At 69.8% G+C, this 15,064-nt stretch carries 14 protein-coding genes; 13 read left to right on the plus strand and 1 reads right to left on the minus strand.

Going from position 1 to position 15,064, the window contains the following annotated elements:
- The first annotated feature begins 15 nt into the window (after positions 1-15).
- Positions 16-702: a 16S rRNA (guanine(966)-N(2))-methyltransferase RsmD gene (gene rsmD, locus BOSE125_RS04240; protein WP_159550274.1), complete on the plus strand. Its 687-nt coding sequence runs from the start codon at positions 16-18 to the stop codon at positions 700-702.
- Here rsmD and BOSE125_RS04245 read toward each other — a convergent pair.
- Entirely contained in the window at positions 670-1,920 is a 1,251-nt protein-coding gene (locus BOSE125_RS04245; RefSeq protein WP_236557809.1) for an aminotransferase class I/II-fold pyridoxal phosphate-dependent enzyme, read from the minus strand. The two genes, rsmD and BOSE125_RS04245, sit on opposite strands and share 33 nt — an antisense overlap.
- A gap of 23 nt (positions 1,921-1,943) precedes the next feature.
- Between BOSE125_RS04245 and coaD the strand changes: the two genes are divergently transcribed.
- The 12 genes from coaD (at position 1,944) to BOSE125_RS04305 (ending at position 15,063) form a co-directional block, all read left to right on the plus strand.
- Positions 1,944-2,414 carry a pantetheine-phosphate adenylyltransferase gene (gene coaD, locus BOSE125_RS04250; RefSeq protein ID WP_115930985.1) on the plus strand — a complete coding sequence of 157 codons (471 nt, stop codon included), beginning with the start codon at positions 1,944-1,946 and terminating at the stop codon, positions 2,412-2,414.
- A 38-nt stretch (positions 2,415-2,452) separates the two neighbouring features.
- The gene (gene galU / locus BOSE125_RS04255) at positions 2,453-3,364 is read left to right on the plus strand and encodes a UTP--glucose-1-phosphate uridylyltransferase GalU (RefSeq protein WP_159550278.1); all 912 of its coding nucleotides are present in this window, start codon (positions 2,453-2,455) and stop codon (positions 3,362-3,364) included.
- Between the two features lie 168 nt (positions 3,365-3,532).
- Complete coding sequence (locus BOSE125_RS04260; protein WP_236557810.1) at positions 3,533-4,141, plus strand: DUF177 domain-containing protein; 609 nt, start codon at positions 3,533-3,535, stop codon at positions 4,139-4,141.
- A 2-nt stretch (positions 4,142-4,143) separates the two neighbouring features.
- Positions 4,144-4,347, plus strand: a complete 204-nt coding sequence (gene rpmF, locus BOSE125_RS04265) for a 50S ribosomal protein L32 (RefSeq protein WP_115930987.1) — start codon at positions 4,144-4,146, stop codon at positions 4,345-4,347.
- A gap of 1 nt (position 4,348) precedes the next feature.
- Entirely contained in the window at positions 4,349-5,146 is a 798-nt protein-coding gene (rnc, locus tag BOSE125_RS04270) for a ribonuclease III (RefSeq protein ID WP_371300569.1), read from the plus strand.
- Entirely contained in the window at positions 5,139-6,110 is a 972-nt protein-coding gene (gene mutM / locus BOSE125_RS04275) for a bifunctional DNA-formamidopyrimidine glycosylase/DNA-(apurinic or apyrimidinic site) lyase (protein ID WP_159550282.1), read from the plus strand. The genes rnc and mutM overlap by 8 nt, the downstream gene beginning before the upstream one ends.
- 81 nt (positions 6,111-6,191) lie before the next feature.
- Positions 6,192-7,469: an LCP family protein gene (locus BOSE125_RS04280; protein WP_159550286.1), complete on the plus strand. Its 1,278-nt coding sequence runs from the start codon at positions 6,192-6,194 to the stop codon at positions 7,467-7,469.
- Between the two features lie 3 nt (positions 7,470-7,472).
- Complete coding sequence (locus BOSE125_RS04285) at positions 7,473-8,705, plus strand: glycosyltransferase family 4 protein (RefSeq protein ID WP_159550288.1); 1,233 nt, start codon at positions 7,473-7,475, stop codon at positions 8,703-8,705.
- A gap of 107 nt (positions 8,706-8,812) precedes the next feature.
- Positions 8,813-10,063 (plus strand): UDP-N-acetyl-D-mannosamine dehydrogenase, encoded by a 1,251-nt coding sequence (wecC, locus tag BOSE125_RS04290; protein ID WP_159550290.1) that lies wholly within the window; start codon positions 8,813-8,815, stop codon positions 10,061-10,063.
- Positions 10,064-10,158: 95 nt separating this feature from the next.
- Positions 10,159-11,862, plus strand: a complete 1,704-nt coding sequence (locus BOSE125_RS04295) for a glycosyltransferase family 4 protein (protein ID WP_236557811.1) — start codon at positions 10,159-10,161, stop codon at positions 11,860-11,862.
- On the plus strand, positions 11,852-13,867 hold the full coding sequence (locus tag BOSE125_RS04300) for a glycosyltransferase family 4 protein (protein ID WP_159550293.1): 2,016 nt from the start codon (positions 11,852-11,854) through the stop codon (positions 13,865-13,867). The genes BOSE125_RS04295 and BOSE125_RS04300 overlap by 11 nt, the downstream gene beginning before the upstream one ends.
- Positions 13,864-15,063 (plus strand): glycosyltransferase, encoded by a 1,200-nt coding sequence (locus BOSE125_RS04305; RefSeq protein WP_159550296.1) that lies wholly within the window; start codon positions 13,864-13,866, stop codon positions 15,061-15,063. The genes BOSE125_RS04300 and BOSE125_RS04305 overlap by 4 nt, the downstream gene beginning before the upstream one ends.
- The last annotated feature ends 1 nt before the right edge of the window (position 15,064 follow it).

The raw sequence follows: 15,064 nt of genomic DNA on the forward strand, positions 1-15,064 counted from the left end.
ACCCGAAGGAGACAGATGCCAAGGATCATTGCCGGCCGGGCCGGATCACTGCAGCTCGAGTCCGTCCCGGGACAGGCCACCCGCCCCACCACTGATCGCACCCGGGAGGCGCTCTTCTCCTGGCTGGCGAGCCGGGGCTGGTTGGAGGGAACCGCCGTCGTGGACCTGTTCGCCGGTTCCGGTGCCCTGGGTGGCGAGGCGGCGAGCAGGGGCGCCGAGAGGGTGCTGCTGGTGGAGCGGGACCGGCGGGCCGCCGCCGTGTGCCGGCGGAATGCGGCCGCCGTCAACCAGCGGGTGGGCCGGAACGTGGTCCAGGTGGCCGCCGGGGCCGTGGACCGGGTGATCACCGAACCCACCGGGGCCGGCCCGTGGGACCTGGTCCTGGCCGATCCGCCGTATCCGCTCGACGGGCCCGAGCTGGCGGAGACGCTCCAGCGGATCTCCGCCGTCCTGGCGCCGGACGGCCTGCTGGTGCTGGAACGCTCGGCCCGGTCGGCCGCACCGGACTGGCCCGCGGCTTTCGAATTGCTCGAATCCCGGACCTACGGCGAGACCATCCTGTATTTCTGCCTGCGATCCGGTCCGGACGAGGGGGAGGACGAGGGGGAGGACGAGGGGGAGCAGGCCCCGCGGGATGCCCCAGGGGAGAGGGCGGCGGGCGCCGGGACGTCAGCCGGAGAGGGCCCGGCCCAGCCCCTGTAGCCGGGCCACCGCCTCGGTCAGCACCTCGGGCGACTTGCAGAAGGCCCACCGCATCCAGGATCCGAACGGAGCAGGATCGCCCGGGTGTGCCGGCGGCCCGCACAGAGCCCCCACCGGGATGCCCACGACGCCGGCCCGCTCGGCCAGCACCACGGCTGCGGCCTGCGCGTCGTCCACGCCGAGGCCGGCCAGGTCGGTCACGGTGAAGTACCCGGCAGCCGGCACCACGGGCTCGAGTCCGGCCGAGCTCAAGCCGGCCACCAGGGCGTCACGGGCGGAGCGGTAGCGGTCGCGCTGTTCGGCCAGGAACCCATCGCCCTCCGGCAGGGCCCGGGCGATGGCCGCCTGGTAGGCGGGGCCGGAGGAGTAGGTGAGGAACTGCTTGACCGAGTACACCGACTCCACGAGATCTGCGGGACCGGTGAGCCACCCGACCTTCCACCCGGTGAGGGAGTAGCTCTTGCCCGCGGAGGAGACCGTCAGCGTGCGCTCCCACCCGCCGGGCACGGAGGCGACGGGGTGGTGGCGGCCCTCGTACACCAGGTGCTCGTAGACCTCGTCGCTGAGGATGAGGACGTCGTGCCGCGCACAGAGCGCCACGATCCGGGAGAGGACTGCGGGCGGGATCACGGCCCCGGTGGGATTGTGCGGCGTGTTCAGCAGCAGGATCCGGGTGTGCCCGGTGATGGCCGACTCCAGGGCCTCGAGATCCGGTTGGAAATCCGGTGCCGTGAGCGGCACGGTGACGAACCGGGCGCCGGCCAGGGCCGCGACGGCCGCATAGGAGTCGTAGTACGGCTCGAAGGCCAGGACCTCATCGCCGGGCTGCACGAGGGCCAGCAGCGCCGCGGCGATGCCCTCGGTGGCACCCGTGGTCACCAGGACCTCGCGGTCCGGGTCCACCTCCAGCCCATAGTGGCGGTGCTGGTGATCCGCTACCGCCCGGCGGAGCGCGGGGTCGCCCCGGCCCGGCGCGTACTGGTTGGCGTGGGCGACTCCGTCCGCCCGGCCGGTGACGATCGCCTCGGCGGCCAGGGCCCGCACCCACTCCGGGCCGTCGGCGTCCGGGAAGCCCTGCCCCAGGTTGACCGCGCCGTGGTGGCGCGCCAACCGGGTCATGGTCTCAAAGATCGAGGGCGGGTTGCGTGGTGTGACGGGGATTCGTGCGGATACGCGGGGGACGGCACCTCGGCGGTCCGGCTGTCGTGCGGCGGGCATGGGCTCCATAGTATGTTCGGTGCATGCGTCGAGCCGTCTGCCCCGGATCCTTTGACCCTCTGCACCACGGCCACGTGGAGGTGATTGCACGGGCCACCAATCTCTTCGATGACGTCATCGTGGCCGTCTCCACGAACTACGCGAAGAAGTACCGGTTCGACGTGGACACCAGGATCGAGATGATCCGGGAGACCGTCTCCTCGCTCCAGGGGATCTCCGTGGTGCCCATGGGGGAGGGGTTGCTCGCCGAGTTCTGCCGCAAGGCCGGTGCCAACGCCATCATCAAGGGCCTGCGCAACACCGCTGATCTGGAGTACGAGATGCCGATGGCGGCGATGAACCGGCACCTGACCGGCGTGGAGACCGTGTTCCTGCCCACTGACAGCCGCTATGCGCACCTGTCCTCCACCCTCATCAAGGAAGTGAGCCAGCTCGGGGGGGACGTCTCAGAGTTCGTGCCGCGGGCAGTCATGCGGCGGCTGAACGAGTCGTGAGCAGACCCTGACCAGCGGGAACAGGTTATCCTGCACCCATGACTGAGCGCTCGCAGAATCCTCGCACCAAGAAGGCCATCATTCCCGCTGCCGGACTGGGGACCCGGTTCCTGCCGGCCACGAAGGCCATGCCCAAGGAGATGCTCCCGGTGGTGGACAAGCCGGCCATCCAGTATGTGGTGGCCGAGGCCAAGGCCGCCGGCTTGAAGGACCTGTTGATGATCACCGGCCGCAGCAAGCGTGCCCTGGAGGACCACTTCGACCGGGTTCCCGCCCTGGAGCGCAGCCTGGAGCTGAAGGGGGACTTCGGCAAGCTGGGCAAGATCCAGGAGGCCACCAACCTCGGCAATATCCACTACGTGCGTCAGAACGACGCCAAGGGCCTGGGCCACGCGGTGTGGTGCGCCAAGCAGCACGTGGGCCGCGAGCCGTTCGCCGTGCTGCTCGGTGACGATCTGATCGACGAGAAGGAGAACCTGCTGGAGCGCATGATCGACGTCCAACAGGAGAAGGGCGGCTCGGTCATCGCCCTCATGGAGGTCCCCCGCGAGAACATCTCCGCCTACGGGGTGGCCGAGGTCTCCACGGTGGAAGGGGGGCCAGAGGACGTGGTGCGTGTCACCGGGCTCGTGGAGAAGCCCCCGGTGGAGGAGGCCCCGTCCTCTCTGGCCGTGATCGGCCGCTATGTCCTGGACCCCGCGGTCTTCGACATCCTGGAGCGCACGGAGCCCGGACGCGGCAATGAGATCCAGCTGACCGACGCCCTGCAGGTCCTGGCCGAGGGGCAGGGAGAGGGCTTCGGTGTGCACGCCGTGGTGTTCAGTGGCAAGCGCTATGACACGGGTGACAAGCTGAGCTACCTGAAGGCCGTGATCGAACTGGCCAGCGCCCGCGAGGACCTCGGCCCGGCCCTGCGTCCCTGGCTCAAGGAGTTCGTCGCGGAGCTCTGAGCGGAACGGCCTCTGCTCCACCCGGCGGGTCATTTGGAGCGGCGGAGCGGAGCGGCTAGACTGGTGAGTCGGTCCTGAGGGTTCTGCCCTGCCTGGATCCCCGAGTACGGTGGAAACCGCGCGCAGGGATCCGTACCGCCACCACCGCCCGCTGAGGAAGGAATGCTGATGTCCGCGTCATCGTCCCCGACCGTAGCCGGTGCAGCTGACAGGTGGGTGGTCTCCGTCAAGGACCTGGTGCGCAGTCCGGGGTCCATGAGGACCCTGGAGGAGCAGTGGCCAGCCCCCGAGGCACTGTCCACTCCGCTCATCGGCATCCCGGCTGGTTCAGCCGTGGACGTCGACCTGCGTCTGGAGTCGGTCCACGAAGGCATCCTGATCACCGGTGAGGCTCACGCCGAGCTGGTGGGAGAGTGCAGTCGTTGCCTGGACCCGATCCAGGACGGGATCACCGTTGACCTGCAGGAGCTGTTCCTCGCGTCCGCCCCGGAGGGTGGGAGCGACGAAGAGCGCCTGGTGGTTCATGAGACGGTGGATCTGGAGCCAGTCCTCCGGGACGCCGTGGTCACGGCCTTGCCCTTCCAGCCGGTCTGCCGGCCGGGATGTCAGGGCCTGTGCTCCGAATGCGGCATCCGACTGGAGGACGCACCGGACGACCACGTCCACGAACAGCTGGATCCACGCTGGGCGGCCTTGGCCGAACTGACGAAGACCTCCGAGTCCGGCACCGCCGGCCCGGAGGCGAAGACCTCATCCGACGAGACAGAAGAGAGATAGCCGTGGCAGTCCCGAAGCGGAAGATGTCCCGTTCCAACACCCGTGCCCGCCGCTCCCAGTGGAAGGCCACCGTGCCCCCGCTGGTGAAGTCCGTGGAAAACGGCCGCGTCACCTACCGCCTGCCGCACCAGGCCCAGGTCGTGACCGATTCCGCCGGTACGCCGTTGTTCATGGAATACAAGGGCCGCAAGGTCGCCGACGCCTGAGGTGCCCATGGCGCCACGGAAGTCGGTCCAGGCGTCCGGACAGCAGTCCGGGCGGCGCCGGCCGGTCCAGCTGGACCGGCCGATAACTGAAGACCTGCTCAAGCGTCTCGGGGTCGTCATCGGCCCCGAGACGCTTGTGCTTGCCCTGACGCACCGCTCCTACTCCTATGAGCAGGGTGGGCTGCCCACCAACGAGCGCCTCGAGTTCCTCGGCGACTCGGTGCTCGGCTTCGTGGTGACCGACCACCTCTACCGCACCTACCCGGATCTCGCCGAGGGGGACCTGGCGAAGATGCGTGCCGCCGTCGTCTCCACCCGCGCCCTCGCCTCCGTGGCCCGCACCATCGGCGTCGGTCCAGCCGTGCTGCTCGGAGAGGGCGAACGGCGAACCCGCGGTGCGGACAAGGACTCCATCCTGGCGGACACGATGGAAGCGCTCATCGGCGCCACCTACATGGACCAGGGCCTGCCCGCCGCCCATGACCTCGTCCACCGGCTGGTCATCCCCCTGCTTGCGGACAAGCTTGCCATGGGTGCCGGCACCGACTGGAAGACCTATATCCAGGAGGCAGCTGCGAACGGTGGCCTCGGTCCCATCGAGTACCGGATGGAATCCGCCGGGCCGGACCATGACAAGGTGTTCACCGCCACCCTGGTGGTGGGCGGCACGCCCTACGCCACCGGCACCGGTCCCTCCAAGAAGGAGGCCGAACGCCAGGCCGCGGCCCATTCCTGGGACCGGATCTCGGCTGCTGCCCAGGGGGCTGCCGCCGGTACCGAGGCACCCGCCGGTGCCTGAACTGCCCGAGGTGGAGGTCGTCCGCCGGGGGCTCGAGACCTGGGCCGCCGGACGGCCGGTCTCCGGTGTCGAGGTGGTCGAGCCGCGCTCCACCCGCAGGCACGACGGCGGCGCGGTCGCCTTCGAATCCCAGCTGCCCGGACTGCGGCTGGCGGCACCGGAGCGGCGCGGCAAATACCTGTGGGTTCCGCTGGCGGCCGCCGGCTCGCCGCCTGATCGGGCGCTCGTGGCACATCTGGGCATGAGCGGTCAGCTCCTCGTGAACTCCCCTGGGGACCCGGACCCGAGACACCTGCGCATCCGGATCCTGCTCGAGGGCGAGGGCGAGGGCGAGGGCGAGCGTGAAGGCGAAGGCGAAGGCGAAGGCGAAGGCGACGGCCGCGAGGCCGCACTGGAACTGCGCTTCGTGGATCAGCGCATCTTCGGCGGGCTGTTCATGGATGCCCTGGTGCCGGCGTCGGACCGTCCGGACCAGCTGGTGCCCGCCTCGGTGGCCCATATCGCCCGCGACCCCCTGGACCCCTACTTCGATCCGGACGCCGTGTACCAGCGGTTCCGCCGCCGCAGGACCGGTGTCAAGCGGGCGCTGCTGGACCAGGGCCTGGTCTCCGGTATCGGCAACATCTATGCGGATGAGGCCCTGTGGCAGGCGCGTCTGCACTATGCCCGTCCCACCGAGACCCTGAACCGCAGTGAGTCGGGGCGCCTGTTGGAGGCGGTGCACGCGGTGATGGTGCAGGCCCTCGCCCAGGGTGGTACGAGCTTCGACTCCCTCTACGTCAATGTCAACGGAGAGTCGGGCTACTTCGACCGCTCCCTCAACGTCTACGGCCAGGCCGGCCGGCCCTGCCCGCGCTGTGCGGCCGAGGGGCATCAGAGCCCGATCGTGAAGGATCGGTTCATGAACCGTTCCTCGGCCTACTGTCCGCGGTGCCAGCCGGTGCCGCGCCGCGCCCGTTGGTAGCGTCCGGCACGGCAGGATCGGCCGCCGCACCGTGGCGGTCTAGGATGATGTGGAACTTTGACGTGTCGATGGGAACCCCTTTTGTCTCACCTTGAGAACAACGACTATCTGCCGCGCCGCTCGAGTGGCCGGGCACGGCGGCGGCGCCATACCGTCCGCAACGCCTTCATCGTGGTCGCCGCACTGCTGGTGGTCGTGCTCGTGTTCGTCGGCATCTACGTGAGCTCCATCGCCTCGACCTTCAATGACAAGCGCCAGACAGTGGACGCAGGCATCGCCACCTCCGAGGCCACCACGGACGGCGCCCTGAACGTCCTGGTCATGGGATCGGACTCCCGTGGCGAGGGCATGGACACCGCCGAGAACAAGGGTGAGGAGGGCGAACGCTCAGACACCCTCATGCTTGTGCACATCCCCGAGGACCGGCAGAACGTCTACGTCATGTCGATCGTGCGTGACCTGTGGGTGGAGATCCCCGGCCACGGCGAACGCAAGGTCAATGCCGCGCTCGGGCTCGGCGGATACCCGTTGGTGACCGCGACGGTGGAGAACATGCTGGGCGTGAACATCGATCACCTGGCGGTGATCGACTTCGAGGGATTCAACGGGCTGACCAGCGCGCTCGGCGGCGTCCAGGTCTGCAACCCGCAGTCCTTCTCCTCAGGACAGGTCAATCCGTCCTTCTTCCCCCGCGGCGAGATCCTGCTGGAGGGCTCTGACGCCCTGCGTTACGTCCGGGAACGCAAAGCCTTCCTGGGCGGTGACTTCGAGCGAGTGGCCAACCAACAGCGCTTCGTCTCGGCGATGGTGGACCAGATCCTCACGGTGGACACCCTGGCCAATCCCCAGAAGCTGATGGGCGTCGTCAACAGCATCGTCCCCTTCATCACAGTGGACGACGGTTTGGACGCGGCGACGATTGCCGGTTACGGCCTCCAGCTCAACGGCATCCGTACCAACGACATCAAGACCTTCACGGTTCCCCACGGCGATCCGGCGGAGGGCCCCGGCGGGGCCTCGATCGTGCTCCAGGATGAAGCCGCGGTCGAACAATTGAGGGAGGCCCTCCAAGCCGATGACCTTGACGGCTACCTTTCGGGTGACGAGGCCGCTGGGGGAGATACTGCAGAAGGCACCGGCGGCGGGGCCACCGACTCGGCCACCGACGGCGGTGGCACGCCGGACACCTCGGCAGACGCCTCCGGTGAGCCTTCTGGTCCGCCCACGGGTTCGGACCCCGCCGGTACCGGTCTCAACGATGGTGAGGACGCCACCAGCCCGGCCAGTGGCAGTGCCAGCGACTCTGAGGGCGCCTCCAGCGAGGCTGCTGCGCCCGTTGCGGTCTGTGCCGGGGCCTGAGTCATGCGCGTCCAGCTGATCACGCACTCCTACCTGCCTGAACGGACGCCGCCCCAGCGGCGTTGGGCCGCGTTCGTCGAGGCTTTCCGCGACGCCGGTTGGGACGTGGACGTGGTGGCACCGTCGGCCGACCCGGGGCAGATGCCCGTTCCAGTAGATGCGACTCATGGGCTCGGGGCCGCCGACCGCCTCGGGCCGCATGGCGAGCGGATCCTGCGGACCCCGCGGTTGCCTGTCTTCGGCGGGTCCCGTGACGGACGCTTCCTGGGGCACATCGTCCATGCCCTGATCGCGATCCCCGTGGGACTGCGCGCGGACCGGCCTGATGTGATGGTGATCACCGTACCCGCCCTGCCGACTGTCGTCACCGGATGGGTCCTGTCCCGACTTCGCCGGGTCCCCCTGATCGTCGAGATGCGTGATGCATGGCCGGACCTGGCCCGGGAGTCTGGGGTGTCGGTGGGAGTCCTGAGCAGGCTCATGGAAGTCCTCGTCACGGGAACTCATCGTGCGTCCAACCTGGTCGTCACGGTCACCGAGGGCTTCGCGGAACGGCTGATGGAGCGAGGCATTGCTCCGGTCGTGGTCGTCGGCAATGGTGTGCCGATGGCGGCCATCCAACCTGTGCCCGCGCGGGAACGGGGCGCCGGGGAGCTGCATGTCCTGTATCTCGGAAACCACGGTGAGAGTCAAGGGCTGGAGACCGTCATCCGCGCCGCCGCCCTGGTGCAGGACGGTCCGGAGCGGATCACCGTGCGCCTGGTCGGATCCGGGACCCACCGGGAAGGCCTGGCTGCTCTGAACGAATCACTGGGCCGCCCCGTGGAGATGAGAGAGCCGGTGCACGGTGGGGCCCTCAGAGACGAGTATGCGTGGGCGGACACCTGCCTGGTGGCCCTGCGTCCGGACTGGCCCAGCTTCGAATGGACCATTCCGTCCAAGACCTATGAGCTGCTCGCGGTTGGCCGGCACATCACCGCTGTCGTGACGGGTGAGGCCGCCCGAGTACTGGAGGAATCCGGTGCGGCCGACATGGCGGCCGCCGAGCCGCACGCACTGGCCGACCTCTGGCGCCGGCTCGCGCGGCGGGCCGAAGCCACGATGGTGGACGACCGCGGCCGGGACTGGGTCCGCGAACACGCCGACCTCCCCAAGCTCGGGCGGCGCTTCGTGGGACTTGCCAGGGACACCGTGCTTCGGCGCGCAGGTCACACCACGGCCTATAATCGCCACTGACCGACTTGCGAGCGGTCGTTGACCCCCGATGCGACGGTCGCCGTTTTCCTTCGGTATCGTGGCCGGGCCGACTGCCACTGGCACCATCGACTTAGAGGACATACTTCATGACTGACATTTCCAGCGTCGCCGTCATCGGCCTGGGTTACATCGGGTTGCCGACGGCGGCCATCCTTGCGGGGAACGGCATCCGTGTCCACGGAGTGGACGTCAACCAGCGCACGGTTGATGCGGTCAATGCCGGGACTGTCCCGTTCGTGGAGCCGGATCTGGACCAGTACGTGAACAAGTCCGTGACCGAGGGCCTGCTTTCGGCCTCCACCGAGACCCCGACGGCGGACGCCTACATTGTGGCGGTTCCGACCCCCTTCCATGCTGACAAGTCCCCGGACCTGTCCTACATCGAGGCGGCGGGCCGGTCCCTGGCCCCGCAATTGCGCGGGTCCGAGCTGGTCATCCTCGAGTCGACCTCTCCTCCCGGGGCGACCGAGCGCCTGGCCGACGTGATCCATGAAGCGCGTCCGGACCTGGCCGAGGCCGGGACGCTACTGTTCGCGCACTGCCCGGAGCGCGTGCTCCCGGGCAAGGTCATGACCGAACTGGTGACCAATGACCGGATCGTCGGCGGGTCCAGCCCGAAGGCCGCGGACATCGCCAAAGGGCTGTACGAGACGTTCTGCCAGGGCGAGATCCTGTTGACGAACCTGCGGACTGCAGAGATGGCCAAGCTCGTGGAGAACTCGTTCCGGGACGTGAACATCGCGTTCGCGAACGAGTTGTCCATGATCAGCCAAGAGCTGGACATCGATGTCTGGGAGCTGATCGAGTTGGCCAACCACCATCCCCGGGTGAACATCCTGCAGCCCGGTCCAGGCGTGGGCGGACACTGCATCGCGGTGGACCCCTGGTTCATCGTGGACGCCGCCCCCTCGGCCGCACGGATCATCCGCAGTGCTCGCGAGATCAACGACTCCAAGCCGCAGTGGGTCATCGACCAGGTCAAGGCCAAGGCCTTCGACGTGCAGCAGGCGACCGGGCGGGCCCCCGTGGTCGCGGCCCTGGGGCTGGCGTTCAAGCCGAACATCGATGACCTGCGCGAGTCCCCGGCCCTGAATATCACGGCGGAGATGGCCCGACAGTTCACCGGCAGCCGCATCCTGGCCGTGGAACCGCATGTGGAGGAGTTGCCGGCATCGCTGACCGGGCTGGACAACGTGGAGTTGGTGGCGCCGTCGACCGCGATCGAGCGGGCGGACATCGTGGTGCTGCTCGTGGACCACGACGCCTTCGCCGACCTCAAGCCACTGGCTGCCGGCAAGCACGTGGTTGACACCCGGGGGCAGTGGCGCGAGCGGTGACCCGGGCAGGCGCCGGTGATACCGGCAGAACGCCTTGGTTCACGAACTCCCTGCTGACGCTCCAGACGGTCCGGGGGGAACTGGTCCAGGACCCGGTGCAGTTCGCCCTCCAGCTCTCTCGCCGGTTGCCGAACGCCGTCTCCACGCCCCTCGCGCGTCTGCTGACGCGGGCCGGAGGGCTGGGCCACGGGGTGCCGGCCGCCGTCGGGCACCAGATCCTCGGCGACGACGCCGCCGCTCGCCGTGCCGGCGGCAGTGGGGGCACGGTCCCCGGTCCGCGCACACGGCCCTTGCTGGCGACGGCGGCCCTCGGCTCGGGTGACGAGTCCGCGGCCGAGCAGTGGCTGGACCGAGTCCCGGCGGCCGATCGCGGCGCGTCCTGGCAGGCGGCCGCGGCGCGCCTGGCCCTGTACCGCGGTGACCTCTCCGGCGCGGTCGCCCGCGCGCGGACTGATCCACGGACAGTTGGCCTGGCCCGGCGGCTCGAGGCCGAGCAGCGGGTGCTGCTCGGATACCGGCCCGATCCGGGTCCGGTGCGGCAAGGCCCGGCCGTGGGCGGGCGCGTCCTGCATGTGCTGAACTCCTCGTTGCCGCACACCGCGTCCGGCTATGCTCAACGCAGCCATGGTGTGTTGACGGCCCTGGCCTCGGCCGGCTTCGACAACCACGCGGTCACCCGGCCCGGGTATCCCGTGGAGGTCGGCATCCCGTGGGCACGTCGGCGCGACGTGGTGGACGGGATCACCTACACACGCCTGTTGCCGAACCGTCTGGCCGCCGACGCCGTCGGGAGGCTGGACCAGTACGCCAGACTTCTCTCGGCCGAGGTGGAGCGACTGCGCCCCGCCGCCCTGCACACCACTACCCACTTCACCAACGCCCTCGTGGTCCGATCCGTGGCCGAGGCACACGGACTGCCGTGGGTCTACGAGGTCCGCGGCCAACGGGCGGACAGCTGGGCCGCCACCCGGGCCGCGGCGGCGAGGGAGTCGGAGTACTACCGGGGCTTCTCCGAGCGCGAGGCCGAGCTGTCCCGGGACGCCGACGCCGTGGTGACCCTTGGCGAGAACATGCGGGGCGTGCTCGAGTGGAACGGCGTGGATCCCAGGCGCCTGTACGTGTGCCCCAACGCGGTGGCCGGCGCCTTCCTGCCGGCACCGCCGTCCCGCGAGGAGGCCCGGGCCCACCTCGGGCTCGACGCCGCCGACCTGGTGGTCGGGACCGTCTCGAGCGTGGTCGACTACGAGGGCCTGGACCTGCTGGTGCAGGCCGTGGCCCGCCTGGCGCCCCGATACCCCCGGCTGAGGCTGCGGATCGTGGGCGACGGCGTCGCGTTGCCCGGACTGCGTCTGCTCGCGGCCCAGCTGGGCATCGCCGAGCGCTGCCAGTTCACCGGCCGGGTGACCAGCGCCGAGGCGCGCTGGAACCATGCCGCCCTGGACGTCTTCGTGGTGCCGCGCCGGGACCTGCCTGTCACACGCAGCGTCACCCCCATGAAGTCCGTCGAGGCCTCGGCCTCGGCCCGGCCCGTGGTCGCGGCCGACCTGCCCGCCCTGGCCGAGCTCGTCGAGGACGGCGTGACCGGTCGCCTGGTGGCGCCGGACGACGTCGGGGACCTGGCGGCGACGCTGGTAGGTCTCCTCGATGATCCGGCGCTGCGCCGACGCCTCGGGGACGCCGGGCGCCGCTGGGCGCTGTCCACCCGGACGTGGGAGGGCAACGCCGCGACCTACACTCGAATGTATGCCGACCTGGGAGTCGGCCCGACCGAAGGGAACGCCACGAGCCGTGAATCCTGAACAACTAGCCACGAGCTCCGAGGACGTCCAGCACAGGCCCCTGCCGCGGGATCCCATCGAGGAGGGGCCGGCCGCCCCGGAGGCCGAGGCCATGGTGGAACTGCTGCGCGCGGAGCTGCTGGCCGTCCACGACGAGCTGACGGAACTCACGGCCGAGCGCGCGGCGACATCCTGGCGGTTCTCGGCCCTCACCCTGGACCTGCCCGGCGGGACGCTCGGCGCGGTCCGGGGCCGGGCCCGGGAGATCCGGCGCCGGGGCATCACGGTGGTCAAGGACACGCTGTCCGGTCGTCTGGGCCCGACGGCGGCCGTCCGGGAAGCGGCCCGGATCGCCTTCGACCAGTTGGGCAGTGTTCCCCGGGAGGCCCTGGCCGAGATGCAGCGGCTCCGGCGCCAGGCCAGGGGCCGCCAGTTGGCCGGTGCCGGCCCCCTGCTGGCCATCGACCCGGCGGACCTCGAGGGGCCCCGAGCCCAGCTCTGGCTGGACCTGCTGGCCGACCGGTACGCCGCACGCGGCGAGGGGGACCCGACCTACGGCGCCTACCTGGACGAGCTGCGTCGGCTGGCCCAGCCGGCAGGGAGCATCTCCACCTCACTCGACGCGCTGGCCCAGTCGGCCCGCCAGTCGCCGCGGCTCCGCGGCCCCCTGGCCGTGGTGAACGGCCGTGCCGCCGAACTGTCCGGCTGGCTGCCCCGCATCCCCGGCGGCTTCGAGCCGGTGGAGCCGGCCGGCCGCAACGTGGTCTTGCACCTGGTCAAGGAATCCCGTCCGTACTACTCCAACGGCTTCACCTCCCGCAGCCACGAGAACTTCAAGGCCGAGCGGTCCGCCGGTTGGACACCGGTGGTGTTGACGGAGCCCGGATTCCCCCGATCGGTGGTGGATGCGGACTTCGAGAAGGTCGAAGTCTACGACGGCATCGAGCACCGTCGCCTGGACACGGGGATCGACTATGCGAAGGTCCCGGCCGACCGCTGGCAGGAGGACTTCGCCTGGCTCGCCTGGCAGCAGGTCAAGCAGGTCCGGCCGGACATCATTCACGTATCCTCGGGACGCCGTGGCTTCGAGACCGCACTCGTGGCCCTGGCCCTCAAGGAGAAGACGGGGATTCCCGTGGTCTACGAGGTGCGCTCCTTCTTCGAGGCGAACTGGACGCCGGACCTGGAACTCGAGGAGTCCGGCGAGATCTTCCGGCGCCGCATGGAGGTCGAGACGCGGTGCATGCTGGCCGCCGACCACGTGCTCACCCTCGGGACCGCCATGCGGGACGAGATCGTCTCCCGCGGGGTCCCCGTGGAGAAGATCAGCCTCGTGCCGAACGCGGTGAACTTGGAGAACTTCGTACCCGGAGCGCGGGATGAGGCCATGGCCGCCCGGTTCGGGATCACCATGCCGACCTTCGGCTACGTCTCCAACATGGACCACCGCCGTGAAGGTCAGGAGTTGCTGATCGAGGCGGCTGTGCGCCTCAAGGGGCGGGGCATCCGGGCCCAGTGTGTCTTGGTGGGCGGCGGCAGCCGCGTCGAGACCCTCAAGGGGCTGGCCGCGCGGTGGGACATTGAGGACCGCGTGATCTTCACCGGCCCCGTGGACCACTCCGAGGTGTCCGCCCTGTACGAGCTCATCGATGTCTTCGTGGTGCCCCGCATCCACGAGCGAGCGGCCGTCTACGTCACTCCCCTCAAGCCTTTCGAGGCCATGGCCCTGGAGCGGCCGGTCCTGGTCAGCGACCTGCCCGCCTTGGCGGAGGTCGTCGAGGCCCCCGAACGCGGCCACACCTTCGCAACCGGGGACGTGGAGTCCCTGGCCGAGGCCGTGGCCGGACTGCTGGCCGACCCCGCCGAACGGCGGCGTCTCGGTGCGGCCGGACGACGTTGGATCGAGGAGGAACGGCAGTGGAGGCATAACGGACCGAGGTATGGCGACGTCTACGAGCGCGTCCAGGCCACCTCCCAGGACCGGGTCGAGGCCGGCGTCGCCGGTCGGAGCCCCGAAGGAGCATGAGCGTGCAACTGGAACTGCAGGGGTTCAACCCGGCCCCGGGATCACCCGTCCACGAGGCACTGGCGGCCGTGCGCAATGGCACCGTCTCCCAGGGCGCCCCGCCGGCGCTGGTCGCCTACACCCCGGTGGCGCGGATGAATCCGTACCAGGCACTGACCTACCGCCACTTCGGGGACGAGGGCCTGGCGGTGTCCCCGGTCCTGGATCCCGAATCCTTCGAGTCCCTGCTGCCGCTGGCCGAGCACACCGGAGGCATAGTCCTGCACCTGCACTGGCTGAACACCGTGCTGCGCGGGGCCAAGAGCCGGGAGCAGGCGGAGGATCTCATGGACCGGTATCTGCTGAAGCTACGCCGCTTCCGGGAGGGCGGCGGCCGCGTGGTGTGGACGGTGCACAATCTGGCCCCCCATGACGCCGTGTATCTCAACGTCGAACGCGCCCTGCAGCAGGCGGTAGCCGACCTCGCTGACCTGGTGCACGTCATGAGCCCGGATACGCCCGGTCTGGTGGCCGATTTCCTCCAGCTGGATCCCGAGCGGGTGGTGGTCTCCCCGCATCCGAGCTACCTCGGCGCCTACCCTGATGTCGTCCTGCGGGACCAGGCCCGCACCATGCTGGGCCTGTCCGAGGACGAGATCGTGTACGTGGTGTTCGGTGCCATCAAGGCGTACAAGGGGATCGAGGTGCTGCTGGACGGCTTCGACCGTCTCCGGGAGACCGACGGTACCCCGCGGCGGTTGCTGATCGCCGGCGGACCGGACCGGGACCGTCGCACCCGCGCCCTGCTCCGCAGGCTGAGAATGCACCCGCAGGTGCTACTGCATGACGTCAAGGTCCCCAATGAGCAGGTGCAGTACCTGTTGAGGGCCGCGGACCTCATGGTGCTTCCCCACCAGGTGGCCCTGAACTCGGGGGCGGCTCTGCTGGGACCGACCTTCGATCTGCCCCTGGTGGCCAACCGCGTCGGCGTCCTGCCCGGCACCCTGGGGGAGGGCTTCACCGAGTTCATTGACGGGGCCGCACCGGCCGCCGTCGCCGATGCCCTCGCCCGCGCCGACCGGCTGGTGGCACCCGCGGCGCGCGCGGCGGCCCGGGACTTCGCCCGAGGGCACCATGCGGAGACGGTGAGCACGGACCTCGCCCGGCAGATCCGCCACCGGCTGGGCCTCCCCGATCCCGCCGCTGCCGAACGCTAGA

The sequence above is a fragment of the Citricoccus sp. K5 genome (assembly GCF_902506195.1).
Taxonomy (GTDB): domain Bacteria; phylum Actinomycetota; class Actinomycetes; order Actinomycetales; family Micrococcaceae; genus Citricoccus.